The sequence below is a fragment of the Pseudomonas sp. TR47 genome (assembly GCF_044143025.1).
Lineage (GTDB): Bacteria > Pseudomonadota > Gammaproteobacteria > Pseudomonadales > Pseudomonadaceae > Aquipseudomonas > Aquipseudomonas putida_E.
In genome coordinates, this window is record NZ_JBHFCS010000018.1 from 42062 (window position 1) to 65330 (window position 23269).

At 61.2% G+C, this 23269-nt stretch carries 25 protein-coding genes; 16 read left to right on the plus strand and 9 right to left on the minus strand.

The genetic code is table 11. The features are described from left to right. Positions 1 to 20: 20 nt before the first annotated feature. From ACEWE8_RS18425 to pdeM, 3 genes are all read left to right on the plus strand, one after another. On the plus strand, positions 21 to 1136 hold the full coding sequence (locus ACEWE8_RS18425; RefSeq protein ID WP_046787744.1) for a succinylglutamate desuccinylase/aspartoacylase family protein: 1116 nt from the start codon (positions 21 to 23) through the stop codon (positions 1134 to 1136). 68 nt (positions 1137 to 1204) lie between these two features. Beyond that, the gene (locus ACEWE8_RS18430) at positions 1205 to 3658 is read left to right on the plus strand and encodes a ligase-associated DNA damage response DEXH box helicase (RefSeq protein WP_046787745.1); all 2454 of its coding nucleotides are present in this window, start codon (positions 1205 to 1207) and stop codon (positions 3656 to 3658) included. Further along, on the plus strand, positions 3655 to 4314 hold the full coding sequence (gene pdeM, locus ACEWE8_RS18435; RefSeq protein WP_046787746.1) for a ligase-associated DNA damage response endonuclease PdeM: 660 nt from the start codon (positions 3655 to 3657) through the stop codon (positions 4312 to 4314). Before ACEWE8_RS18430 ends, pdeM begins: the two co-directional genes overlap by 4 nt. Before the next feature lie 13 nt (positions 4315 to 4327). On the opposite strand, the gene ACEWE8_RS18440 is transcribed toward pdeM, so the two are convergent. Next, positions 4328 to 4555, minus strand: coding sequence for a hypothetical protein (locus ACEWE8_RS18440; protein ID WP_046787747.1), 228 nt, complete (start codon positions 4553 to 4555; stop codon positions 4328 to 4330). 98 nt (positions 4556 to 4653) lie between these two features. Continuing rightward, positions 4654 to 5220 (minus strand): dCTP deaminase, encoded by a 567-nt coding sequence (gene dcd / locus ACEWE8_RS18445; RefSeq protein WP_012313046.1) that lies wholly within the window; start codon positions 5218 to 5220, stop codon positions 4654 to 4656. Between the two features lie 330 nt (positions 5221 to 5550). Between dcd and ACEWE8_RS18450 the strand changes: the two genes are divergently transcribed. Further along, entirely contained in the window at positions 5551 to 5760 is a 210-nt protein-coding gene (locus ACEWE8_RS18450; protein WP_012273869.1) for a cold-shock protein, read from the plus strand. A gap of 201 nt (positions 5761 to 5961) precedes the next feature. Here the strand turns inward: ACEWE8_RS18450 and apbC are convergent, their stop codons facing one another. Next, positions 5962 to 7056, minus strand: a complete 1095-nt coding sequence (apbC, locus tag ACEWE8_RS18455; RefSeq protein WP_046787748.1) for an iron-sulfur cluster carrier protein ApbC — start codon at positions 7054 to 7056, stop codon at positions 5962 to 5964. A gap of 156 nt (positions 7057 to 7212) precedes the next feature. Here apbC and metG point away from each other — a divergent pair, with 156 nt between their 5' ends. The 7 genes from metG to ACEWE8_RS18490 all read left to right on the plus strand — a co-directional run bounded on the left by metG (position 7213) and on the right by ACEWE8_RS18490 (position 12919). Next, a complete protein-coding gene (metG, locus tag ACEWE8_RS18460) occupies positions 7213 to 9258 on the plus strand; it encodes a methionine--tRNA ligase (RefSeq protein WP_046787749.1) in 2046 nt (681 codons plus the stop codon). 92 nt (positions 9259 to 9350) lie between these two features. Continuing rightward, complete coding sequence (locus ACEWE8_RS18465; RefSeq protein ID WP_046787750.1) at positions 9351 to 9899, plus strand: Rnf-Nqr domain containing protein; 549 nt, start codon at positions 9351 to 9353, stop codon at positions 9897 to 9899. Positions 9900 to 9907: 8 nt separating this feature from the next. Beyond that, positions 9908 to 10879 carry an RnfABCDGE type electron transport complex subunit D gene (locus ACEWE8_RS18470; protein WP_046787751.1) on the plus strand — a complete coding sequence of 324 codons (972 nt, stop codon included), beginning with the start codon at positions 9908 to 9910 and terminating at the stop codon, positions 10877 to 10879. Continuing rightward, positions 10876 to 11478, plus strand: coding sequence for an RnfABCDGE type electron transport complex subunit G (locus ACEWE8_RS18475; RefSeq protein ID WP_046787752.1), 603 nt, complete (start codon positions 10876 to 10878; stop codon positions 11476 to 11478). Before ACEWE8_RS18470 ends, ACEWE8_RS18475 begins: the two co-directional genes overlap by 4 nt. After that, complete coding sequence (locus ACEWE8_RS18480; protein ID WP_046787753.1) at positions 11471 to 11995, plus strand: Rnf-Nqr domain containing protein; 525 nt, start codon at positions 11471 to 11473, stop codon at positions 11993 to 11995. Before ACEWE8_RS18475 ends, ACEWE8_RS18480 begins: the two co-directional genes overlap by 8 nt. Positions 11996 to 11999: 4 nt before the next feature. Further along, on the plus strand, positions 12000 to 12638 hold the full coding sequence (gene nth / locus ACEWE8_RS18485) for an endonuclease III (RefSeq protein ID WP_046787754.1): 639 nt from the start codon (positions 12000 to 12002) through the stop codon (positions 12636 to 12638). 104 nt (positions 12639 to 12742) lie between these two features. Next, the gene (locus tag ACEWE8_RS18490; RefSeq protein WP_046787755.1) at positions 12743 to 12919 is read left to right on the plus strand and encodes a PA3496 family putative envelope integrity protein; all 177 of its coding nucleotides are present in this window, start codon (positions 12743 to 12745) and stop codon (positions 12917 to 12919) included. A 45-nt stretch (positions 12920 to 12964) separates the two neighbouring features. Here the strand turns inward: ACEWE8_RS18490 and ACEWE8_RS18495 are convergent, their stop codons facing one another. Then, positions 12965 to 13591: a response regulator transcription factor gene (locus ACEWE8_RS18495; protein WP_046787756.1), complete on the minus strand. Its 627-nt coding sequence runs from the start codon at positions 13589 to 13591 to the stop codon at positions 12965 to 12967. A 363-nt stretch (positions 13592 to 13954) separates the two neighbouring features. On the opposite strand from ACEWE8_RS18495, the gene ACEWE8_RS18500 reads away from it, so the two are divergent. Further along, complete coding sequence (locus ACEWE8_RS18500) at positions 13955 to 14413, plus strand: hypothetical protein (RefSeq protein WP_046787757.1); 459 nt, start codon at positions 13955 to 13957, stop codon at positions 14411 to 14413. 295 nt (positions 14414 to 14708) lie between these two features. On the opposite strand, the gene ACEWE8_RS18505 is transcribed toward ACEWE8_RS18500, so the two are convergent. Then, a complete protein-coding gene (locus ACEWE8_RS18505) occupies positions 14709 to 15926 on the minus strand; it encodes an argininosuccinate synthase (protein ID WP_046787758.1) in 1218 nt (405 codons plus the stop codon). Between the two features lie 127 nt (positions 15927 to 16053). After that, on the minus strand, positions 16054 to 17028 hold the full coding sequence (locus tag ACEWE8_RS18510) for an OmpA family protein (protein WP_046787759.1): 975 nt from the start codon (positions 17026 to 17028) through the stop codon (positions 16054 to 16056). 130 nt (positions 17029 to 17158) lie between these two features. Here ACEWE8_RS18510 and pyrC point away from each other — a divergent pair, with 130 nt between their 5' ends. Both pyrC and rnt read left to right on the plus strand, forming a co-directional pair. Then, positions 17159 to 18205, plus strand: coding sequence for a dihydroorotase (gene pyrC / locus ACEWE8_RS18515; protein ID WP_046787760.1), 1047 nt, complete (start codon positions 17159 to 17161; stop codon positions 18203 to 18205). Continuing rightward, a complete protein-coding gene (gene rnt / locus ACEWE8_RS18520) occupies positions 18202 to 18876 on the plus strand; it encodes a ribonuclease T (protein ID WP_046787761.1) in 675 nt (224 codons plus the stop codon). The genes pyrC and rnt overlap by 4 nt, the downstream gene beginning before the upstream one ends. A gap of 77 nt (positions 18877 to 18953) precedes the next feature. Here rnt and ACEWE8_RS18525 read toward each other — a convergent pair whose 3' ends face one another. After that, complete coding sequence (locus tag ACEWE8_RS18525) at positions 18954 to 19556, minus strand: peroxiredoxin (RefSeq protein WP_012273884.1); 603 nt, start codon at positions 19554 to 19556, stop codon at positions 18954 to 18956. A 213-nt stretch (positions 19557 to 19769) separates the two neighbouring features. Between ACEWE8_RS18525 and ACEWE8_RS18530 the strand changes: the two genes are divergently transcribed. Continuing rightward, on the plus strand, positions 19770 to 19991 hold the full coding sequence (locus ACEWE8_RS18530) for a bacterioferritin-associated ferredoxin (protein ID WP_039601808.1): 222 nt from the start codon (positions 19770 to 19772) through the stop codon (positions 19989 to 19991). Positions 19992 to 20191: 200 nt separating this feature from the next. Continuing rightward, the gene (bfr, locus tag ACEWE8_RS18535; RefSeq protein WP_046787762.1) at positions 20192 to 20665 is read left to right on the plus strand and encodes a bacterioferritin; all 474 of its coding nucleotides are present in this window, start codon (positions 20192 to 20194) and stop codon (positions 20663 to 20665) included. Positions 20666 to 20722: 57 nt separating this feature from the next. Here the strand turns inward: bfr and grxD are convergent, their stop codons facing one another. Both grxD and ACEWE8_RS18545 read right to left on the minus strand, forming a co-directional pair. Beyond that, positions 20723 to 21058, minus strand: coding sequence for a Grx4 family monothiol glutaredoxin (gene grxD, locus ACEWE8_RS18540; protein ID WP_012313029.1), 336 nt, complete (start codon positions 21056 to 21058; stop codon positions 20723 to 20725). A gap of 91 nt (positions 21059 to 21149) precedes the next feature. After that, complete coding sequence (locus ACEWE8_RS18545) at positions 21150 to 23258, minus strand: molybdopterin oxidoreductase family protein (RefSeq protein WP_046787763.1); 2109 nt, start codon at positions 23256 to 23258, stop codon at positions 21150 to 21152. Positions 23259 to 23269: the final 11 nt, after the last annotated feature.

A 23269-nucleotide genomic window follows, 5' to 3' on the forward strand; every position in this document is an offset into this window, starting at 1 on the left:
GCCACGCAGCCAGGACCACCATGCACCATTCGACACACGACCTGCTCTCGCCCGTACCGGGCATCATTCGCCAACTCCACAGCTTCCACTTCGGCCCGCGCGGTGGCGCCAAGGTGTACATACAGGCCTCGCTGCATGCCGATGAGTTGCCCGGCATGCTGGTCGCCTGGCACCTCAAGCGTCGCCTGGCCGAACTGGAGCAGCAAGGGCGCCTGCGCCGCGAAATCGTCCTGGTGCCGGTGGCCAACCCGGTAGGCCTGGAGCAAGTGATGCTGGACGCACCACTGGGTCGTTTCGAATTACAGAGCGGCGAGAACTTCAACCGCAACTTCGTCGACCTTTCCGACAGCATTGGCGACCAGGTGGAGGGCCATCTGACCCAGGACGCCGACCACAACCTTGCCTTGATTCGCGAGTACCTGCGCCGTGGCCTGGACGCACACCCGGCACACACCCCCTTGCAGTCCCAGCGCCTGACCCTGCAGCGGCTGGCCTGCGATGCCGACCTGGTCCTGGACCTGCACTGCGACTTCGAGGCGGTAGAACACCTCTACACCACCCCGGAAGCCTGGCCTCAGGTCGAGCCGCTGGCTCGCTACCTGGGTGCACAGGCCAGTTTGCTGGCCACCGACTCCGGCGGGCAGTCGTTCGACGAATGCTTCAGCCTGGTCTGGTGGCAGTTGCAGCAACGCTTCGGCAAGCGTTTCCCGATCCCTTTGGGTAGCGTGTCGGTAACTGTCGAGTTGCGCGGCCAGGCCGATGTCAGCCATGACCTGGCCAGCCATGACTGCCAGGCGATCCTCGATTACCTGATTCACGCCGGAGTCATCGAAGGCCCTGCAGTGCCCTTGCCACCCCTGCCCCGGGCTGCGACCCCGTTGGCCGCCGTCGAGCCGATATCGGCCCCGCTGGGCGGGCTGCTGGTGTATCACGCCCGCCCCGGTCAGTATCTGGAAGCCGGGCAACTGGTCGCTGAAGTCATCGACCCGCTCAGCGACCGGGTGACTGCCGTGCACAACCGCCAGCCTGGCCTGCTGTATGCCCGCAGCGTTCGGCGCATGGCCACGACGGGCATGGTCATTGCACATGTCGCCGGTGAACAGGTGTGTCGCAGCGGCTACCTGCTGGCCAACTGACCCGGTAAAACCAAACCGCCGGGCCGGTGGTCAGTAGAAGCACAACCTTCGAAGGACCCGACGGCCCCATGCCAAGCCCTCCTGACATTGCCAATGCCTGGTTTCGCATGCGCGGCTGGAAGCCCTTCGCCTTCCAGCGCCAAGCCTGGGCCGCAGTCGGCCGTGGCGAGTCGGGGCTGCTGCATGCCAGTACCGGCGCCGGCAAGACCTACGCCCTCTGGCTGGCGGCACTGCGCACCTTCGCCAAGCCGCGCGCAGGGCGTCAGCCGGCGCCATTGCAGGTCTTGTGGATTACCCCCATGCGCGCGCTGGCGGCCGATACCGCACGCGCATTGCAAGCGCCGCTGGACGACCTTGACCTGAACTGGAGTGTCGGCGTGCGCAGCGGCGACACTGGCAGCACCGAGCGCGCCCGCCAGGCCCGGCGCCTGCCGAGTACATTGATCACCACACCCGAGAGCCTGACCCTGCTATTGACGCGTGCGAATGCCTGCGATGATTTCGCCAGCCTGCGCATGGTCGTGGTGGATGAATGGCACGAACTGCTCGGGAACAAACGCGGCGTACAGCTGCAATTGGCCCTGGCACGCTTGCGTCGCTGGCATCCGCAACTGGTGACCTGGGGGCTGTCTGCCACCCTGGGCAACCTGCCGCATGCGCTCGAGGTACTGGTGCCAAAGGGTGGCCAACTGATAAAGGGCCGCCAGGACAAGCGCCTGGTCGTCGACACACTCCTGCCCGAGACCATCGAACGCTTTCCCTGGGCCGGGCACATGGGCCTGAAGATGCTCGCTCAGGTTGCCCGGGAGCTCGACAGCAGCGCCAGCAGCCTGGTATTCACCAACACCCGTGCCCAAGCCGAACTGTGGTACCAGGCCCTGCTTGACGCCCGTCCCGACTGGGCCGGGCAGATTGCCCTGCACCACGCCTCGCTGGCCCGCGCAACCCGCGACTGGGTGGAACTGAGCCTCAAGCAGGGCACGCTCAAGGCAGTGATCTGTACCTCCAGCCTGGACCTGGGAGTAGACTTTTTGCCCGTGGAACGGGTGTTGCAAATTGGCTCGGCCAAAGGCGTCGCCCGCCTGATGCAACGGGCCGGGCGCTCCGGGCACGCCCCGGGGCGCCAGTCACGGGTCACCCTGGTGCCGACTCACAGCCTGGAGCTGGTCGAGGCCGCAGCCGCTCGCAGTGCACTTGCGGCGGGCCATATCGAGGCCCGTCGCTCCCCGCGCCTGTGCATGGATGTATTGGTTCAGCACCTGGTCAGCATGGCGTTGGGCGGCGGCTTTCGCCCCGCTGAGCTACTCACCGAGGTACGCAGCACCTGGGCTTTTTGCGATCTGCGCGACAGCCAGTGGCAGTGGGCACTGGACTTTGCCTGCCACGGCGGCAGCTCGCTCAGTGCCTACCCCGATTACCAGCGCGTCGAGGCCCACAGCGATGGCGTGTGGCGGGTCGTCAGCGAGCGCCTGGCGCGGCGCCACCGCATGGGCATCGGCACCATCGTCAGCGACGCCAGCCTGCAGCTCAAGTATTGGAGCAAAGGCGGCGGCGGCAAGCATCTGGGCAGTGTCGAGGAAGCCTTCATCGCCCGCCTGCGTCCAGGCGATACCCTGGTGTTCGCCGGGCGGATACTCGAGCTTGTGAGGGTGGAGAACATGACCGCTTATGTACGCCGCAGCACCGCCCGTAAAGCCGCCGTAGCCCGCTGGAATGGCGGGCGCATGCCGCTGTCCAGCGAACTGGCCGATGCCCTGGTGGAGAAACTCGACGCCGCAGCCCGCGGCCATTTCGATGATCGAGAAATGCGCACGGTGCGGCCCTTGCTCGCACTCCAAGGCCAGTGGTCGGCCTTGCCTACCACGCAGACGCTGCTGGCCGAAACCCTTGTCACACGCCAAGGCTCGCACCTGTTTGTCTACCCGTTTGCCGGCCGCATGGCCAACCTTGGTCTGGCCAACCTGATTGCCTGGCGAGTCAGCCGCAACCAACCGCTATCGGTATCCATTGCCGTCAGCGACTACGGCTTCGAACTGCTTAGCCCGGCCCCTGTGGACTGGGCAGGCCACCTGCCCGCAGCGATGTCCACCGAACACTTGCTGGACGATGTACTGGCTAGCCTGAACGCCAGTGAAATGGCCTTGCGGCGTTTTCGCGAAATCGCCCAGATCTCCGGGCTGGTGTTCGGCGGATACCCGGGCGCGCAGAAAAGCACCCGACAAATTCAGGCCTCCAGCGGGCTGTTCTACGAGGTGTTTCGCAAGCATGACGCCGATAACCTACTGCTTGGCCAGGCGCGGGATGAGGTGCTGCGTGAGGAACTGGAGGTCGAACGCTTGCAAGGTCAATTGGCCAGGATGAGCAAGCTGCGCCTGGATGTGCGTGAATTGCAACGGCCCGGGCCACTGGCTTTCACGTTACTGGTCGAAGGCATGCGTGAGACCCTGACCACAGAGAAACTGGCCGATCGCATTGCGCGCATGGTCGCGGACCTTGAACAAGCAGCGAGCAGGAAGGCATGAGTACGCACCTGGTCATCGAGCATTGCGGGCAAACACTGTGGCTGATGCCGGACCGCGCGCTCTATTGGCCTGCCCGGCGAGCGTTGCTGGTCGCTGACGTGCATATCGGCAAAGCCGCCAGTTACCGCGCACTGCATCAACCCGTGCCGCGCGGTACCACCCAAACCACGCTCAAGCGCCTGGACGCTCTGCTGGCAGCCTGTGAGTGCGAACAATTGATCATTCTTGGCGACTTCCTGCACGCCCGAACGGCGCACGCGCCTGCAACGATGGCTCAGTTACAGGCCTGGAGAGAACAGCACTGCGGTTTGCGCATCGTGCTGGTACGCGGCAACCATGACCGCCATGCCGGCGATCCACCAGCCCAGCTGGACATTGAAGTGGAGGAAGAACCTTGGCTACTGGCACCGTTCGCGCTCCAGCACGAACCGGTCGCACACCCTGATCACCCGGTGCTGTGCGGCCATGTGCATCCGGTATTCGTCTTGCGCGGGCGCGCTCGTCAGCGGCTCAGGCTGCCCTGCTTCCTGATGGACCAGCAGGTCAGCCTGCTACCGGCGTTCGGTGAATTCACCGGGGGATGGACTGTCGAGCCCGGCCTAGGGAGTCGCATCTACCTTGCGGGCACAGATCAAGTCTGGGCCCTGCAAGTCTGATCTCATCGAGCGTTCATGCCACCGGCGCAGGTGGAGGTTCGTCGGGCAGGGTTGGCTCACCCGGCTCCATGGGCGGCGTGTCGCCAGGTTGGGCCGGTTGCGGGGTATCCGGGTCGGGCTGACCTGGTACGCCGCCCAGATGCATCGGGGCAGGATGGGCCAGCAGGGACCATGCCAGCAAGCCGATCTGGTTGGGCTGCAGCACAGCCAGCTTCGCACTGATTACGGGATCGAGTTTCATGGGCAACTCCTGACGAGGGCCGCCACGCATCATGCATGGCGGCACTGTTCATTAGCTTGGAGTACCCGAGCGAAAACTAATTCCCCGCGCTCGTCGGCTCAGGTGCGTGGCAGGGTGACGCCGCGCTGGCCCTGATACTTGCCACCACGGTCTTTGTACGACACTTCGCATTCTTCATCGGATTCGAGGAAGAGCATCTGCGCCACGCCTTCATTGGCGTAGATCTTGGCCGGCAAGGTGGTGGTGTTGGAGAACTCCAGCGTCACGTGGCCTTCCCACTCTGGCTCGAGCGGGGTGACGTTGACGATGATGCCGCAACGGGCATAGGTGCTCTTGCCCAGGCAGATGGTCAGGACGTTGCGCGGAATGCGGAAGTATTCGACGGTGCGGGCCAGGGCAAAGGAGTTCGGCGGGATGATGCAGACATCGCTCTTGACGTCGACGAAGCTGCCGGCGTCAAAGTTTTTCGGGTCGACGGTGGCCGAATTGATGTTGGTGAACACCTTGAATTCGTCGGCGCAACGCACGTCGTAACCGTAGCTGGAGACGCCGAACGAGATCACCCGGCTGTCGTGCTCGCCGCGCACCTGGCGCTCGACGAACGGTTCGATCATGCCGTGTTCCTGCGCCATGCGGCGAATCCACTTGTCCGATTTGATGCTCATGGCGGGGGTGTCCTGAGAGTTGCGAGGTGAAAAAACGAGAAGCGCATATTACCGGTCCCGGCGCTCAGGTTAAAGTTCCATACCACATCCCGCGTCAGACGGGGCTTGGCGCCCGCCGCCGATCTGAATTTCATCAAAGGCCATCTTGGTGATTGGCAGGTTGCGGAAAGTGGGTTAAGGTGACACCACTGTGCTGCACGTGACACCGAGAATCTCTAGTTTGATGCACGATCCTGATCGGCCCAACGCTGAATTTTCTGCTCTCTTTGCGCTCAGTCCCGGGCAGGGTTTTTCCTGACCGTTATCAACTTTGTCCAAGGAGACAGAAAAATGTCCAACCGTCAAAACGGTACTGTTAAGTGGTTCAACGACGAGAAAGGCTACGGCTTCATCACCCCTCAGTCGGGTGACGATCTGTTCGTACACTTCAAAGCCATCCAAGCTGACGGCTTCAAAACCCTGAAAGAAGGCCAGGCTGTTACTTTCGTCGCTACCCGCGGCCAGAAAGGCATGCAGGCTGAAGAAGTTCAAATCGCCTAAGTCGATTTAGCTTCCTCGCTTTCAAAAAAAACCCGCCTTCTGGCGGGTTTTTTTATGGCCGTTTGCAGGGGCAGCCTTGCCGGGGCGCCGGACCGGTCGTAAAGGGCCGCAAAGCGGCCCCGGCATTTCATGCGGCGGGGCATGTCGCCCGTGGAGCTGCATCATCGCCCACATGCAGGCTGCGCAGGCTCCCCCGCTTATTCAATCCTCGCTGATGGTAATGCTCGGCATCGCCGGTGCTGCCGCTTCCTGCAGCACGATCCGCGCACCCACCTGACGGGCGAGCTCCTGGTAGACCATGGCGATCTGGCTTTCCGGCTCGGCAATCGCCGTCGGCTTGCCGCTGTCAGCCTGCTCACGGATCAGCATCGACAAGGGCAGCGAAGCCAATAGCTCGACATCATACTGCGCGGCCAGCTTCTCGCCGCCACCTTCACCGAACAAGTGTTCGGCATGGCCGCAGTTCGAGCAGATGTGCACCGCCATGTTCTCCACCACGCCAAGCACCGGGATGTTGACCTTGCGGAACATCTCCACACCTTTCTTGGCATCCAGCAGCGCCAGGTCCTGCGGCGTGGTGACGATCACGGAACCTGCCACCGGCACCTTCTGCGCCAGGGTCAGCTGGATATCACCGGTCCCCGGGGGCATGTCGATCACCAGGTAATCGAGGTCATCCCAGGCTGTCTGGGTCACCAGCTGCAGCAACGCGCCGGAAACCATCGGGCCACGCCAGACCATCGGCGTGTTGTCATCGGTGAGGAACGCCATCGACATGACCTCCACGCCGTGCGCCTTGATCGGTACAAACCATTTCTGCTCGCGGATCTGCGGGCGGGTACCTTCGGCGATGCCGAACATCACCCCTTGGCTGGGGCCGTAGATATCCGCATCGAGAATGCCTACCCTCGCACCTTCGCGAACCAGGGCCAGCGCCAGGTTGGCGGCTGTGGTCGATTTGCCGACGCCCCCTTTGCCCGAAGCCACGGCAATGACGTTCTTGACATTGGCCATGGCCGGCACCTGGGCCTGCGCCTTGTGCGCGGCGACCACGCAGTCGATCGTTACCTGGGCCGAGCTGACACCGTCTAGGTTCTCGATTGCGGTCTGCAGCACCTGCGCCCAGCCATTTTTGAACAAGCCGGCGGCATACCCCAGTTGCAGCTGCACAGCGACCTGCCCGCCCTGGATGTCGATGGCACGCACACAGCCGGCGCTGACCGGGTCCTGGTTCAGATAAGGGTCGGTGTACTGACGAAGCACGCCTTCGACGGCGGCACGGGTGACGGCACTCATGGAGGCTCCCATTGGCATACGATTGATCGAACAGGCGCCTATCCTAACCCGTCAATCGTCAGCCGTTGCGTCCATGGGGTGAAATATATTCGCCAGCCCTTTATAGTGGCCGATCACCTTCAATTTACCCCGAGCCAGATAAGTAGCCGAGCCACCATGTCCGAGCCACGTCAGATTCTCGTCACCAGCGCCCTGCCCTATGCCAATGGGTCCATCCACCTTGGCCATATGCTCGAGTACATCCAGACGGATATGTGGGTTCGCTTTCAGAAGATGCGCGGCAACCAGTGCATCTACGTCTGCGCCGATGACGCCCACGGTTCGGCCATCATGCTGCGCGCCGAAAAGGAAGGCATCACGCCGGAGCAACTGATTGCCAATGTACAGGCCGAGCACAGCAGCGATTTTGCCGACTTCCTGGTGGATTTCGACAACTTCCACTCCACCCACAGTGAAGAAAACCGCGAGCTGTCCAGCCTGATCTACTCGCGCCTGCGCGACGCCGGTCACATTGCCACCCGTTCGGTCACCCAGTACTTCGACCCTGAAAAGGGCATGTTCCTGGCCGACCGTTTCATCAAGGGCACCTGCCCAAAGTGTGCGGCTGACGACCAGTACGGCGACAACTGTGAAAAATGCGGCGCCACCTACGCGCCGACCGAACTGAAAAACCCCAAGTCGGCCATCTCCGGTGCCACCCCGGTGCTGCGCGACTCGCAGCATTTCTTCTTCAAGCTGCCGGACTTCCAGGCCATGCTGCAGCAGTGGACCCGCAGCGGCACCTTGCAGGATGCGGTGGCCAACAAGCTCGCCGAATGGCTGGACTCCGGGCTGCAGGAGTGGGACATCTCGCGTGATGCGCCGTACTTCGGTTTCGAGATCCCGGGCGAGCCTGGCAAGTACTTCTACGTCTGGCTGGATGCGCCGATCGGCTACATGGCCAGCTTCAAGAACCTGTGCGCGCGCCGCCCGGAACTGGACTTCGATGCGTTCTGGAACAAAGACTCCAAGGCCGAGCTGTACCATTTCATCGGCAAGGATATCGTCAACTTCCATGCCCTGTTCTGGCCAGCCATGCTCGAAGGCGCGGGCCTGCGCAAGCCAACAGCGGTCAACGTGCACGGCTACCTGTCCGTCAACGGCGCGAAGATGTCGAAATCGCGCGGCACCTTCATCAAGGCCCGCACCTACCTGGATCACCTGCAGCCCGAATACCTGCGTTACTACTACGCAGCCAAGCTGGGGCGCGGCGTCGATGACCTCGACCTGAACCTTGAGGACTTCGTGCAAAAGGTCAACTCAGACCTGGTCGGCAAAGTGGTCAACATCGCCAGCCGCTGCGCAGGCTTCATCCACAAAGGCAATGACGGCGTGATGGTTGCCGGCGACGCAGCCCCGGAGCTGACCGAGGCATTCCTGGCTGCTGCCCCGGGCATCGCCGAAGCCTACGAGGCCCGCGACTTTGGCCGCGCCATGCGCGAGATCATGGCCCTGGCTGACCGTGCCAATGCCTGGATCGCCGACAAAGCCCCCTGGTCGCTGGCCAAGCAGGAAGGCAAGCAGGACGAAGTGCAGGCGATCTGTGCCCAGGGCATCAACCTGTTCCGCCAGCTGGTGATCTTCCTCAAGCCGGTACTACCGGTGCTGGCTGCCGACGCCGAGGCATTCCTGAATGTCGCGCCACTGGCCTGGAGCGACCACCTGTCGCGCCTGGAAAGCCACAAGCTCAACCCGTTCAAGCCCCTGATGAGCCGCATAGAACCTGCCAAGGTCGAAGCCATGATTGCCGCCAGCAAGGAAGACCTGCTGGCAGCCGAAGGCCAGGCGCAGGCACCGGCCGGCAATGGCGAACTGGCCAAGGACCCGCTGTCGGCAGAGATCGAATTCGACACCTTCGCTGCCGTCGACCTGCGCGTGGCGCTGATCGTCAAGGCCGAAGCGGTGCCGGGTGCCGACAAGCTGCTGCAACTGACCCTGGACATCGGTGACGAACGCCGCAATGTGTTCTCGGGCATCAAGTCGGCCTACCCTGATCCATCCAGGCTCGAAGGCCGCCTGACCATGATGGTTGCCAACCTCAAGCCACGGAAAATGCGCTTTGGCGTCTCCGAAGGCATGGTCATGGCAGCAGGCCCTGGCGGTGAAGAAATCTACCTGCTCAGCCCTGACAGTGGCGCAAAGCCAGGCCAGCGTATCAAGTAACCTCCCTCAGCCCCGGCCTCACCGCCGGGGCTTTTTCATCCTCCTTGCGCATTGCCGGACAGCGCAGGCGATTCACGGCTATCGTCATTTGCATGAACGACTATGTCCTGATTCTGATCAGCGCCGCACTGGTCAGCCACCTGCTTTTGCACCGACAGCCTGCCTCCCGGCTGCGCGTACATGTGTGCGGCCTGGCCTGCGCGTTGTCGATAATGTTGGCAGTCACCGGCGGCCAACTGCTTGAACACTTGATCGTGGCGCCTTGGCAACTGCAGGAGCTGCGTATGTTCCTGCTGCTGCCCTGGCAGGCGCTACTCGCGTGGGGCATCCCCCAGACGCTTGCCAGGCTGCGCCCGCAGTGGCCCACGCAGAGCCTCATGTGGCCGATACTGGGGAATGTCATGGCCCTGGGCCTGACACTTCAGGCAATAGGTGAACAGGGCGAATGGCTGGCCACGCTGAGTTGGGGGGCTCTGGCGGGGCTTGGCTTCTGGCTGGCCCTGGCGTGGTTCGACGACCTCCGTCAGCGCTGCGAACACGCACAGGTGCCAGGCGCACTGCGCGGCCTACCCATCGCCCTGCTTGGCGCCAGTGTGATGGGTATGGCGTTCTCTGGCCTCAACGGCATATTCACGCAATGAGCCCGACCATGGCACCACCTGACCCACGCCTGCGCAAAGCCATGGGCCTGGTCTTGTTGGCCTGCCTGCCTGGCCTGCTGGCTTCGTTCTGGCTACTGGGGTGGGGCCTGCTCTGGAGCCTGGGGCTGTGCGCGATCACCGCTGTTTGCTGCGAGGCGGCAGCGCTGGCGTTGCGCAACCAACCGGTCACATCGGCACTGAGCGATGGTAGCGCCTTGGTCACTGCAGTGCTCCTGGCCCTCGCCCTGCCCACCGGGGCGCCGTGGTGGTTGCCGGTGATTGCAGCGGGGATTGCCATAGGCCTGGGCAAGCAAGCTTTCGGCGGGGCCGGCCGTAACGTGTTCAACCCGGCGATGGTTGGGTACGCCTTCGTGCTGCTGAGCTTCCCATTGCAGATGAACCACTGGCCGGCACAAGCGCCAGGCTTGAGCGATAGTCTGCAGTTGGTCTTTGCCCATGGCGAGCAGATCGATGCGTGGGCTGGACCCACCGCACTCGACGGCCTCAGGCACAACCGTAGCCTGACCATCGATGAGCTGTTCGCCAGCCACCCAGGCTTCGGCAACGTTGGTGGCCATGGCATCGAATGGGTCAATCTGGCGTTCCTGTCGGGTGGGCTTTTTCTGTTGCAGCGCAAGGTGTTCAGTTGGCATGCGCCTGCAGGTTTGCTGGCAGGATTGTTTCTGTTCAGCCTGCTGGCCTGGAATGGCTCCGGCTCGGACTCCAACGGCTCACCACTGCTACACCTGCTCAGCGGCTCGACCATGCTGGCAGCGTTTTTCATTGCCACGGAACCTGTTTCCGGCCCCAAGACCGACGTTGCCAGGCTGCTGTTCGGGCTGAGCGCAGGGGCTTTGATCTACCTGATCAGGACGTGGGGCAGTTACCCCGATGGTACCGCTTTCGCCATCCTGCTGATGAACCTTGCGGTACCCTCGCTGGACCGCCTTGCCTTGCGGTACCGGCAGGTGAGGCCATGAGGCGCCACGTGCGCAGCGCATTGATACTGCTGGCAGTGGGCAGCCTGGCACTGGCGAGCACGTTGGCCTGGCAGCGCTGGACCCGCGCCCCCATCGCCGAGGCCGAGCAACAGTTTTACGCACGCCGGTTTCTCTCGGTGCTGCCCCCCCACAGCTATGACAATCAGCCACTGAGCACCCCGGTGCCACTCCCTGCAGAACAACCGCCGCATAGCCGCATAATGGCCGCCTACCGTGCTGACCGCGGCACGACCCCCGTAGCCGTCGTCCTGGTTAGCCAGGTACAGGGTTACGCCGCACCAATCCGTTTGACCATTGCCATAAACGTGCAAGGTCGACTGATCGGCACACAAGTGATCGACCATCAGGAAAGCCCGGGGCTCGGAGGACGCATCAGCGACCCGCAAGTGAACTGGCTCGCGCAATTTGCCGACCGTCGCCTGGAGGATCGCTGGGCACTCAAGCGCGACCAAGGTGATTTCGACCAACTGGCCGGCGCGACGGTCACTTCGCGTGCGGTGATCGAGGCACAGCAGGATGCCCTGCGCTACTTCGACCAGCATCGTGCACTTCTGCTCGGGACGCTCGCCCATGACTAGGTTCTGGCTTTTGGTGGCAGGCCTTGCGCCTGTACTCGGCGCCACACGCACGCTCACTCAAGCCGCCGTCATCGGCACCAGCATGCTGGTGCTGACGGTGCTTCACCAGGCCCTGCTGACTCTTGTGCGCTCAAGGCTTGGCGGTGCGCTGTACACGCTGGCAAGCCTGCTACTGCTAGCGGCCCTTGTCAGTTGCCTGCAGATGGCATTGCGCGCCTGGGCGTTGCCGCTTGCCCTGGCGCTGGGTTACTTCCCGGCGCTGATCTGCCTGCAGTGCCTGGTTACGGACCACCTGTTGGTAGACAAGGACCGCTGGCGTCAACTTTGCCTGCAGATGACCGGCCTGATGGGCCTCTGCCTGTCGCTTGGCGTTATCCGTCAGTGGCTGACCGAGGGGCTGGGCATACCCTTGGCCAGTCTTGCTCCCGGCGCACTGATACTGCTCGGCATGCTGTTGGCCTTGTACAATCGTCTACGCCCGGGCCCCGCCCTCTCACGTCGTCAAGGAAAGCGTTGACCCCATGAATGCCGCAAAACGCCTGGAGATCTTTCGCAGGCTGCACGAAGACAATCCCGACCCCAAGACAGAGCTGGCTTACACCACCCCTTTCGAACTACTCGTGGCCGTGACACTGTCTGCACAGTCCACCGACGTCGGCGTCAACAAGGCCACTGCCCGCCTGTTCCCGGTCGCCAACACCCCCCACGCCATCTACGCACTCGGGGTCGAAGGCCTGAGCGAGTACATCAAGACCATTGGGCTGTATAACAGCAAGGCCAGGAATGTGATCGAAGCCTGTCGCTTGTTGATCGAACGGCATGGAGGCGAAGTTCCGCAAAGCCGTGAAGCGCTAGAGGCGCTGCCCGGTGTTGGCCGCAAGACCGCCAACGTGGTACTCAATACAGCCTTCCGCCAGCCCACCATGGCGGTCGACACGCATATTTTCAGGGTCAGCAATCGCACCGGTATCGCGCCGGGCAAGACCGTGCTGGAAGTCGAGAAAAAACTGCTCAAGTTCGTACCCAAGGATTATCTGCTCGATGCCCATCATTGGCTCATCCTGCACGGGCGTTACGTGTGCCAGGCACGCAAGCCACGTTGCGGCAGTTGCCGGATCGAAGACCTGTGCGAGTTCAAGCAGAAGACGTCGGACGATTGATTCGATAGCGATTTCATGCGCGCCCCGATTGAAAAAATCTTTTTTACCAAACTTCGCTTTCTCGCTATAAGGACGGCCAATGGCCCCTTGGCTTGGAGCGACTCATGAGTACCGATAAAGACGAACTGTCGATCGAAGAAGACTTTGTCACAGCTGAAGACGACGCCGAACCTCTGGTTGAAACCGCAAAGACCAACCTGAGCAAGCGTCGCACCATTGACAACCTCCTAGAAGAGCGGCGCCTGCAACGGCAACTCGCCGATTTCGACTACGACCTGTAACGACACCGAGAAAGCCTCCCTCAAGGAGGCTATCTGTATTCAGGGTCACGTCAGGCCATGGCGCCGGGCCAATTCGATCAAGTCCACCAGCGAGTGAGCATTGAGCTTGAGCAGCAAACGGGTCTTGTAGGTACTGACCGTCTTGTTGCTGAGGAACATGCTGTCGGCTATCTCCTTGTTGGACCTGCCCCGGGCCAGTTGCTGAAGCACCATCATTTCCCGTGCCGACAGGCGATCGACCATCTCCGTCTCGCTGGCTCCCCCAACCCGGCCGCGCGACTTGTGCAATGCCTGGTTGGGAAAATAGCTGTAACCAGACAGCACGGCCTTGATCGCACTGAGCAGTTCGGTGAGCTCCTGTTGCTTGCACACATACCCTGAAGCCCCCGCCTGCATGCAACGCATCGAGAAATGCCCGGGCGCCTGCGAGGTAAGCACCAGCACCCGGCTGCCCGGGCTTGCCGAGGCCATGCGGGCAATGACCTCCAACCCGTCGAGCTTGGGAATGCCGATATCCAGCACCACGATATCGGGCAGGTGCTTCCTGGTTAGCTGCAAAGCTGCCACGCCGTTGTCGGTTTCCGCGACCACATCGTATCCATGCCGCTCCATCAGCATGCGCACTGCCAAGCGTATGACAGGATGATCATCCACGATAAGGACTTTATTCATGCGATATCCATTCATTCATTATTTGCTTTGACGACGCGCCACCATAACCGAGCAGCACGCATTATGGCGCGCCAATTCTCCGCGCAAACACATGAATAGATGAACCTTACGTCGGTTTAGGATTTTTCCTACAAAGCACAACTAATCATCCAATAGGAATACCTGTTTGGCCACAAAAGCGCATTCTTCCTCGAAACAGAGATGAAAACCTGCATAACTCAACAATCAATCCAACAGCAAAATAAAAAACCTGTTTCAGACATTCCGAAATGCCGGGATCAATTTCCCCCCCCGGAAACGGTGCATAATTTGGTTGAGCGGCTCGGTAGGGTATTGATTGGAAAAACGCAGGAGGCCAACATCATGGCTGCAAACCAACCCACCGCCCAACCCACCGCCCCAATGACGATCATCGCCATCTTTGCAGGCATCATCGAGGCCTCTGCACTGGCAACACTTCCGTTTCTCAGCGAAAAAAGTCAGAGTCTCTATACCTGGTTTTTAGTGGGCTTTCCGTTTTTTCTGACGGGGCTATTTTTCCTGACGCTCAACTTCAATTACAAATCACTTTACAAGCCCGAAAGTACTTCCATTGACGGTGCAACCAGTACGCCGCAACCGACAACTTTCGAAGCAGAACCTGTAACGGTCATGCTCTCGGGTCCTGATGCGCAAAGAATGATCGAGCAACATGTACTGAGGACGCTTGCACAACCTCAAGTTACAGGGGGCACCTGGATATACTGCAATCTGGACAAGCATCAGTGTTTTCGCGTGTCGGTCTGTGAGTTACCGGAAAACGCGACACACCTGAGAAATTGAGCGGTACACGATCTTGCAGCCGCGGAAAACTTCTTCACGGATTGTCGGGCAGGTGGGTATTGGGAAGTGCATACAAAAACCCCGGCCGGGGCCGAATGCCAGTCAGTTAAGCCATATGGGGCCGCTTTGCGGCCCATCGCCGGCAAGCCAGCTCCCACAGGGGCCGCGCAGTACTTGAGGTCTGCGCTGTACCTGTAGGAGCTGGCTTGCCGGCGATGGGCTGCGTAGCAGCCCTAATGACGCTAACTGACTGGCATTAGCCCCAAGCCGGGGTTCATGCAATACGCTTGAAGGCTTAGAGCAACGCGCGGCCTTTGTTGGCAGCGATACGCATGCGCAGTGCATTGAGCTTGATGAAGCCCGCAGCATCGGCCTGGTTGTAGGCGCCGCCATCTTCTTCGAAAGTCGCGATGTTGGCATCGAACAGCGAGTCGTCGGACTTGCGGCCGACCACGGTGACATTGCCCTTGTACAGCTTCAGGCGCACTACACCGTTCACGTTGACCTGCGAAGCATCGATCATCTGCTGAAGCATCAGACGCTCCGGGCTCCACCAGTAGCCGGTGTAGATCAGGCTGGCGTACTTGGGCATCAGCTCGTCTTTCAGGTGAGCGACTTCGCGGTCGAGAGTGATCGACTCGATGGCACGGTGAGCCTTGAGCATGATGGTACCGCCCGGGGTCTCGTAGCAGCCGCGCGACTTCATGCCCACGTAACGGTTTTCGACGATGTCCAGACGGCCGATACCATTGGCACCGCCAATGCGGTTCAGGTCGGCCAGGACAGTGGCCGGGCTCTTCTCGACGCCATCGATGGCGACGATGTCACCATTGCGGTAGGTCAGTTCGAGGTAGGTCGCCTGGTCCGGAGCATTCTCCGGCGAGACGCTCCAGCGCCACATGTCTTCTTCGTGCTCGGTCCAGGTATCTTCCAGAACACCGCCTTCGTAAGAGATATGCAGCAGGTTGGCGTCCATCGAGTACGGCGACTTCTTCTTGCCGTGGCGCTCGATCGGGATACCGTGCTTCTCGGCGTAGTCCATCAGCTTCTCGCGGGACAGCAGGTCCCACTCGCGCCATGGGGCGATGACCTTGACGCCCGGCTTGAGTGCATAGGCACCCAGCTCGAAACGGACCTGGTCGTTGCCTTTGCCGGTGGCGCCGTGGGAAATGGCGTCAGCGCCGGTTTCGTTGGCGATTTCGATCAGGCGCTTGGCGATCAGCGGACGTGCGATGGAAGTACCCAGCAGGTACTCGCCTTCGTAGACGGTGTTGGCGCGGAACATGGGGAAGACGAAGTCACGCACGAACTCTTCGCGCAGGTCGTCGATATAGATCTCTTTGACGCCCATTGCCTGGGCCTTGGCGCGAGCCGGCTCGACTTCTTCGCCCTGACCCAGGTCAGCGGTGAACGTCACCACTTCGCAGTCGTAGGTATCCTGCAGCCACTTGAGAATCACCGAAGTATCAAGGCCGCCGGAATACGCCAGTACGACCTTTTTTACGTCCGCCATGCCATCACTCCACGGGGTTGTACGGAAAGGGGTCGATTCTACCGGCGTTGCGGATAAATTTACAGTGGGGCGACAGCTTCTGACGACAAAGCGACAGGAACTGTCAAAGGGGCGACGCCCTGCAGCGTCAGGAAGGTTTCGCAGCAGGCGGCACAGGAGCAGCGCTGGCGGGGCCTGGCGCAGGCGCCGTAGCGGGGGCCGTCGCTGGGGCCGGATGCTGGACAGGTTGGGCCGCAGGTTTCTCGACCGGCGTGACACGATCCAGTTCGATATTGACGCGCCGGTTGCGTGCGCGGTTTGCGGCGCTGTTGTTCTTCACCAACGGATAACGTTCGCCATGGAAGCGCACGGTGATCTGCTCCTCCGGTACCCCATGGGCCTTGAAGTAATCAGCAACCGCCAACGCACGGCGCCGTGAGGTATCACGGTTGGTCAAGCGATTGCCGCTGTTGTCGGAGTGGCCATTGAGCTCTATATGGTTGACCGTCGGATCGGCCTTCAAGTAATCCAGGACCACATCCAGTCGCGCCCGCGCCGCGGCATCCAGGTCTATGCCCCCTCCAGGGAACCCCACCTGCGTCTGGCGCACCTGGTCATAGTTCATCGCCAACATCTTGCCGGCACACGCCTGATAATCACTCCACGCCTTGGCAAAGCTCACCGGCAGCACACGCACTTCGATCGGCCGCCCCGCCTCCCCGGTATAGCTTCGCACCACCGTACTGCGGCCATCGAGCAGGCCATTGATCAAGCGGCTGGCCTGGCCTTGGGATGAACTGAACAGCACCCCAGTGCGCGCCAGCCGCACCGCCCCCAGGTTGATATCGCCACGGCCCGGCTGCCAAGGGGCCGCAGCCGCCAGCAGCGTAGCGGAACCGGCCCCCAGCACATTACTGCCAGAACGCAGCTGGAACACTGGCTGCTCCCCCGCCCGGCGCACGAACTCACCACTGCCGAAACCATCGATCGGCTGAATCAGGCGGCATTCGAACTGATCACCCTCGACTTTCCAGGCGATGTTTTCCATGCGGGTCTGGAAGGTCAATGCACCGGCCGGCAGGCTGGCGAACAGGGTCAACAGGGCTAGGTAACGCTGGCGCACGGGAGGCTCCACTAATTCTGACGGCTTACAGGCAGGCTATCGGACGCTTGCCGGAAAACTTGATAGCCGTGCTCGGGCGAGGGTTTTCCGGTAGCATTGGCGCCTGAGTTCGACCCGCCTGGAATCCCCAATGTCCGATCGCCTGACCCTCCTGCGTCCCGACGACTGGCACATCCATCTGCGCGATGGTGCCGTCCTGCCCCATACCGTTGGCGATGTGGCGCGTACTTTCGCCCGTGCCATCATCATGCCCAACCTGGTTCCACCGGTACGCAATGCCGACGAAGCCGGGGCCTACCGTGAGCGCATCCTCAGTGCCCGTCCGGCCGGTAGCCGCTTCGAGCCGTTGATGGTGCTGTACCTCACCGACCGCACCAGCCCCGAGGACATCCGCGCGGCCAAGGCCAGCGGCATCGTGTACGCCGCCAAGCTGTATCCGGCCGGCGCCACCACCAACTCCGATTCCGGGGTGACCAGCATCGACAATATCTTCCCGGCCATCGAAGCGCTGGCTGAAGTCGGCATGCCGTTGCTGGTGCATGGTGAAGTGACCCGCAGCGAGATCGACGTGTTCGACCGCGAAAAACGCTTCATCGACGAACACATGCGTCGCCTGGTCGAGCGCTTCCCCACGCTGAAAGTGGTGTTCGAACACATCACCACCGCCGATGCAGCGCAATTCGTCACCGAGGCGCCTGCCAACGTCGGTGCGACCATCACCGCACAGCATCTTTTGTACAACCGCAACCACATGCTGGTCGGCGGCATTCGGCCACATTTCTACTGCCTGCCGATTCTCAAGCGCAACACCCACCAGGTGGCGCTGCTGGACGCGGCCACCAGTGGCAACCCGAAGTTCTTCCTCGGCACCGACTCGGCACCCCACGCCCGCCACGCCAAGGAAGCTGCCTGCGGTTGTGCCGGTTGCTACACCGCCTATGCGGCCATCGAGATGTATGCCGAAGCCTTCGAACAGCGTAATGCGCTGGACAAACTGGAAGGTTTCGCCAGCCTGCATGGTCCGGCCTTCTACGGCCTGCCGGCAAATACCGACACGATTACCCTGGTCCGTGAAGAATGGACTGCCCCGGACAGCCTGCCGTTTGGCGAGCAGACCGTGATCCCGCTGCGCGCCGGTGAAAAACTGCGTTGGCGCCTGCTGGAGGACAACGCGTGAGCGAAGACCTCTACGAAGACGAGCAGGACGGCCAGGCCAGCAGCGGTTCACGCCACCCGATGGCCGAGCGCTTCCGTGGCTACCTGCCGGTAGTGGTGGATGTCGAAACCGGCGGTTTCAACAGCGCCACCGATGCCCTGCTGGAAATCGCCGCGGTGACCATCGGTATGGACGAGAAGGGCTTCCTGTTCCCGGAGCACACCTACTTCTACCGTGTGGAGCCGTTCGAGGGGGCCAATATCGAGGCTGCCGCACTGGAGTTCACCGGCATCAAGCTGGACCACCCGCTGCGCATGGCGGTGAGCGAGGAAAGCGCGCTGACCGACATCTTCCGCGGCGTGCGCAAGGCACTGAAGGCCAACGGCTGCAAGCGGGCGATCCTGGTCGGCCACAACAGCAGCTTCGACCTGGGTTTCCTGAATGCGGCGGTGACGCGCAACGATCTGAAGCGCAACCCGTTCCACCCGTTCTCCAGCTTCGACACCGCCACCCTGGCTGGCCTGGCGTACGGCCAGACCGTGCTCGCAAGGGCCTGCCAGAGCGCGGACATCGACTTCGACGGCCGTGAGGCGCACTCGGCACGTTACGACACCGAGAAGACAGCCGAACTCTTCTGCGGCATCGTCAACCGCTGGAAAGAGATGGGCGGCTGGCGCGATTTCAACGATTGAGGCGCAGAGCGGCAAGCTGCAAGCTTGCGGCAAAAAAAAACCGGCCACGAAGGCCGGTTTTTTTATGCGCTCGGCAATTACAGCTTGCCAGCGTTCTCGCTCAGGTAAGCAGCAACGCCTTCTGGCGAAGCGTTCATGCCCTTGTCGCCTTTCTTCCAGTTGGCCGGGCAGACTTCACCGTGCTCTTCGTGGAATTGCAGGGCATCGACCAGGCGCAGCAGCTCGTCCATGTTACGGCCCAGTGGCAGGTCATTGATGATCTGCGAACGGACAACGCCGTTGGTGTCGATCAGGAAGGCACCACGGAAAGCCACGCCGCCTTCGGACTCGACGTCGTAGGCCTTGCAGATTTCGTGGGTCATGTCGGCTGCCAGGGTGTATTTGACCTGGCCGATACCGCCATTGTTGACCGGGGTGTTACGCCAGGCGTTGTGGGTGAAGTGCGAGTCGATCGAAACGCCGATCACTTCAACGTTGCGGGCCTGGAAGTCCGGAATGCGGTTGTCCAGGGCGATCAGCTCGGACGGGCATACGAAGGTGAAGTCCAGTGGGTAGAAGAACACCAGGCCGTACTTGCCCTTGATGGCCGAGGCCAGGTTGAAGCTGTCGACGATTTCGCCATTGCCCAGTACAGCCGGGACGGTGAAGTCGGGGGCTTTTTTGCCAACGAGTACGCTCATTGCAATCTCCTGATGAGGGTGAAGAACCGTTTGCCAGGCCAAGGCGGGCTTGCCCGACATCCAACAAAGGCCGACCATCATACACGGCTTCCGGTGACAGGCCGAATCCAACCGCCGGTCGCTCAAGCATGGCACTTATAGAAAGTGTTTTGACAAGCATTCTCATTACCATTACTCTCCACCCATCGACTCAACCAGCGATGGTCCGACTTTATGTATGTGTGTCTTTGTGTCGGCGTGACCGACGGACAGATCCGCGATGCGATCTATGAAGGATGCTGCAGCTACAAGGACGTCAGAGCCGCGACCAATGTCGCCAGCCAATGTGGCAAATGCGCGTGCCTGGCCAAGCAGGTAGTCCGCGAGACCCTGACCGAGCTTCAGGTGAGCCAGCAAGCCGCCCTGCCCTATCCGGTGGAATTTACTGCCGCCTGATATCGCCCAATTCGAAGAACCGGACCTCGTGTCCGGTTTTTTTATGCCTACAATTCAATAAGTTAGCGTCCCAACGCGGTTCACAAACATTCTTATTCCTATTAATTTTCACTTATTATTCAAGAACTTAGGTTTGACAGCCCTAAGTATCAGGCTCAAACTTCCCTGTATCGGCACACTTCTCAGGGCAGGAACCCGCAATGAAAGGCGACGTAAGCGTCATCCAGCATCTCAACAAGATCCTCGGAAACGAGCTGGTCGCGATCAACCAGTACTTCCTGCACGCACGCATGTACGAAGATTGGGGCCTGAACAAGCTCGGCAAGCACGAGTACAAGGAATCCATCGATGAGATGAAACACGCTGACAAGTTGATCAAGCGTATTCTCTTCCTCGAAGGCATCCCGAACGTACAGGACCTTGGCAAGCTGCTGATCGGCGAGCACACCAAGGAAATGCTCGAATGCGATCTGAAGATCGAGCAGAAAGGCCTGGTCGATCTCAAAGCCGCCATCGCCCACTGCGAAACCGTCGGTGACTTCGGCTCGCGTGAACTGCTTGAAGACATCCTCGAATCCGAGGAAGAACACATTGACTGGCTGGAAACTCAATTGAGCCTGATCGACAAGATCACCATCGAGAACTACCTGCAGTCGCAGATGGGCGAAGAGTAAATTCCGGCCCCATAAAAAAACCCGCCATGAGCGGGTTTTTTCATGCTTGCCGAAAGATCAGGCCTCGGAGGCCTTGGCCTTGGCAGCGGCGTCCTTGATCAGTGTCTGCAGCTCACCGTTCTCGAACATCTCCAGCATGATGTCGCTACCGCCGACCAGCTCGCCAGCTACCCACAGTTGCGGGAAGGTCGGCCAGTTGGCGTATTTAGGCAGGTTGGCGCGGATTTCCGGGTTCTGCAGGATATCCACGTAAGCAAACTTTTCGCCACAACCCATCACAGCTTGCGATGCCTTGGCCGAGAACCCGCATTGCGGGGCATTCGGCGAGCCCTTCATGTAAAGCAGAATGGTGTTGTTGGCAATCTGCTCTTTGATCGTTTCGATGATATCCATGGAACACCTCGTCTGAACTTTCCGACTCGATGGTCGGCACGGTGACGCATTGTATCGGAAACCTGAGCCTAATGCTCGGCCTTGCCGGTGCTCAGGCGGCGCTCACGTGCACGGGTACGCCATTGAGCGCCGCATTCCCGGAAACAGCGTCACGCAGACGCTCATCGGTCAGGTCATTGGCACTGATGCCGGGTTGCGCCTGGGCGATCTGCAGGTTGACGCCCTGGCGGCCATGACCAAAGCCATGCGGCAGGCTGACCACACCAGGCATGATGTCCTCACAGGCCTGCACCTCGACTTCCAGGTCACCGGTGCGCGAACGGATGCGTACCCGCTGGCCATCCTCCAACTGCCGCTGGCGCATGTCCTGCGGATGCATCAACAACTGATGGCGTGGCTTGCCTTTGACCAGGCGATGGTAGTTGTGCATCCACGAGTTGTTGCTGCGCACATGGCGACGCCCGATAAGCAGCAAATCACCCGCTACTGCCGGTACGCAGTCGGCCAACCGGCGCAAGTCCTCCAGCACAACCTGGGGCGCCGCCTCCACGGCGTTGCTGGCAGTCGCCAAACGCTCTCGCAGATTAGCGCCCAAGGGGCCCAGATCGAGGCCATGAGGGTATTGATCAAGCGTTTCAAGCGAAAGCTTGCGGGGACTTTCGTCGCCATAGCGGCCCTTGCGCAACGCCAGGTCGATCATCTGCGCAGGTGCCATGGTCGGTTTCAGTTCCAGTTCTGCACGCTTGGCAAAGGCTTGCGCCAGGCCAACGAAAATTTCCCAGTCGTGCAAGGCGCCTGCAGGCTTGGCCAGTATGGCCCGGTTGAAGCGGGTGACATTACGCACAGCCAGCAGGTTGAAGGTGCTGTCGTAATGGTCGTTTTCCAGTGCCGAAGTAGACGGCAGGATCAGGTCGGCGTGGCGGGTCGTCTCGTTGATGTAAAGGTCGATGCTGAGCATGAACTCCAGCCCCTGCAGCGCCGCATCCAACTGCCTGCCATTGGGGGTGGACAGCACCGGGTTACCGGCGACGGTCACCAGGGCCCGCACCTGCCCCTCGCCGGGCGTGAGCATTTCCTCGGCCAGGGCGGCCACGGGCAGTTCACCACCGTATTCGGGCAACCCTGACACGCGGCTCTGCCAGGCATTGAAATGCCCGCCCGAGGTGCTCGCCACCAGATCCACGGCAGGCTCGGTGCACAGCGCACCGCCTCGACGATCCAGGTTGCCGGTTACCAGATTGATGACTTGCACCAGCCAGTGGCACAAGGTGCCGAAAGCCTGTGTCGACACGCCCATGCGGCCATAGCAGACCGCCTTGTCGGCAGCGGCGAAATCCCGTGCCAACTGGCGAATGCTGGCAGCATCGATGCCGCACTGGGCGCTCATGGCCTCGGCGGTGAACGGCTTGATCGCCGTGCGCACCTGCTCCAGGCCATTGACCGGCAGATGCGAACCACGCGCCAGGCCTTCATCGAAGAGGGTATTGAGCAAACCGCACAGCAGCGCCGCATCGCCGCCGGGGCGCACGAACAGGTGCCGGTCGGCCATGGCCGCAGTTTCACTGCGCCGCGGGTCCACCACAACCAGTTGCCCGCCTCTCGCTTTCAAGGCCTTGAGGCGCTTTTCCACATCCGGCACGGTCATGATGCTGCCATTGGAGGCCAAAGGATTGCCACCGAGGATCAGCATGAAATCAGTGTGATCGATGTCCGGGATCGGCAACAGCAGGCCGTGGCCATACATCAGGTAGCTGGTCAGGTGCTGAGGCAACTGGTCCACAGAGGTGGCGGAAAAACGGTTACGTGTCTTGAGCAGCCCCAGGAAGTAATTGCTGTGGGTCATCAAGCCGTAGTTGTGCACGCTCGGGTTACCCTGGTAAACCGCCACCGCGTTACGCCCATGTGCCTGCTGTATCGACCACAGCTTATCGGCGGCCAAGGCAAAAGCCTCCTCCCAGCTGATGGCCTGCCATCGCTCCCCCACCCGTCGGTGCGGTTGGCGCAGGCGGTCCGGGTCATCCTGGATATCCTGCAAAGCCACGGCCTTGGGGCAGATGTGGCCACGGCTGAACGGGTCCAAGGGGTCGCCCTTGATTGCACTGATGCGCGCCTCCCCGTCGCTTTCATGGCTGACTTCGATGTTCAGCCCGCAGATCGCCTCACACAGGTGGCAGGCACGGTGATGCAGGGTCTTGGTCATGGCTGCCTCTG

What these genes read in the sequence shown, in the direction of transcription:
- ACEWE8_RS18465 (WP_046787750.1), top strand. Translation starts at nt 9,351, where the DNA reads ATGAACGACTATGTCCTGATTCTGATCAGCGCCGCACTGGTCAGCCAC.
- ACEWE8_RS18495 (WP_046787756.1), bottom strand. Translation starts at nt 13,591, where the DNA reads ATGAATAAAGTCCTTATCGTGGATGATCATCCTGTCATACGCTTGGCA.
- dcd (WP_012313046.1), bottom strand. Translation starts at nt 5,220, where the DNA reads ATGAGCATCAAATCGGACAAGTGGATTCGCCGCATGGCGCAGGAACAC.
- ACEWE8_RS18450 (WP_012273869.1), top strand. Translation starts at nt 5,551, where the DNA reads ATGTCCAACCGTCAAAACGGTACTGTTAAGTGGTTCAACGACGAGAAA.
- ACEWE8_RS18525 (WP_012273884.1), bottom strand. Translation starts at nt 19,556, where the DNA reads ATGAGCGTACTCGTTGGCAAAAAAGCCCCCGACTTCACCGTCCCGGCT.
- apbC (WP_046787748.1), bottom strand. Translation starts at nt 7,056, where the DNA reads ATGAGTGCCGTCACCCGTGCCGCCGTCGAAGGCGTGCTTCGTCAGTAC.
- nth (WP_046787754.1), top strand. Translation starts at nt 12,000, where the DNA reads ATGAATGCCGCAAAACGCCTGGAGATCTTTCGCAGGCTGCACGAAGAC.
- ACEWE8_RS18430 (WP_046787745.1), top strand. Translation starts at nt 1,205, where the DNA reads ATGCCAAGCCCTCCTGACATTGCCAATGCCTGGTTTCGCATGCGCGGC.
- ACEWE8_RS18475 (WP_046787752.1), top strand. Translation starts at nt 10,876, where the DNA reads ATGAGGCGCCACGTGCGCAGCGCATTGATACTGCTGGCAGTGGGCAGC.
- pyrC (WP_046787760.1), top strand. Translation starts at nt 17,159, where the DNA reads ATGTCCGATCGCCTGACCCTCCTGCGTCCCGACGACTGGCACATCCAT.
- metG (WP_046787749.1), top strand. Translation starts at nt 7,213, where the DNA reads ATGTCCGAGCCACGTCAGATTCTCGTCACCAGCGCCCTGCCCTATGCC.
- ACEWE8_RS18500 (WP_046787757.1), top strand. Translation starts at nt 13,955, where the DNA reads ATGGCTGCAAACCAACCCACCGCCCAACCCACCGCCCCAATGACGATC.
- ACEWE8_RS18425 (WP_046787744.1), top strand. Translation starts at nt 21, where the DNA reads ATGCACCATTCGACACACGACCTGCTCTCGCCCGTACCGGGCATCATT.
- ACEWE8_RS18490 (WP_046787755.1), top strand. Translation starts at nt 12,743, where the DNA reads ATGAGTACCGATAAAGACGAACTGTCGATCGAAGAAGACTTTGTCACA.
- ACEWE8_RS18530 (WP_039601808.1), top strand. Translation starts at nt 19,770, where the DNA reads ATGTATGTGTGTCTTTGTGTCGGCGTGACCGACGGACAGATCCGCGAT.
- bfr (WP_046787762.1), top strand. Translation starts at nt 20,192, where the DNA reads ATGAAAGGCGACGTAAGCGTCATCCAGCATCTCAACAAGATCCTCGGA.
- ACEWE8_RS18480 (WP_046787753.1), top strand. Translation starts at nt 11,471, where the DNA reads ATGACTAGGTTCTGGCTTTTGGTGGCAGGCCTTGCGCCTGTACTCGGC.
- ACEWE8_RS18545 (WP_046787763.1), bottom strand. Translation starts at nt 23,258, where the DNA reads ATGACCAAGACCCTGCATCACCGTGCCTGCCACCTGTGTGAGGCGATC.
- pdeM (WP_046787746.1), top strand. Translation starts at nt 3,655, where the DNA reads ATGAGTACGCACCTGGTCATCGAGCATTGCGGGCAAACACTGTGGCTG.
- ACEWE8_RS18470 (WP_046787751.1), top strand. Translation starts at nt 9,908, where the DNA reads ATGGCACCACCTGACCCACGCCTGCGCAAAGCCATGGGCCTGGTCTTG.
- ACEWE8_RS18505 (WP_046787758.1), bottom strand. Translation starts at nt 15,926, where the DNA reads ATGGCGGACGTAAAAAAGGTCGTACTGGCGTATTCCGGCGGCCTTGAT.
- ACEWE8_RS18440 (WP_046787747.1), bottom strand. Translation starts at nt 4,555, where the DNA reads ATGAAACTCGATCCCGTAATCAGTGCGAAGCTGGCTGTGCTGCAGCCC.
- grxD (WP_012313029.1), bottom strand. Translation starts at nt 21,058, where the DNA reads ATGGATATCATCGAAACGATCAAAGAGCAGATTGCCAACAACACCATT.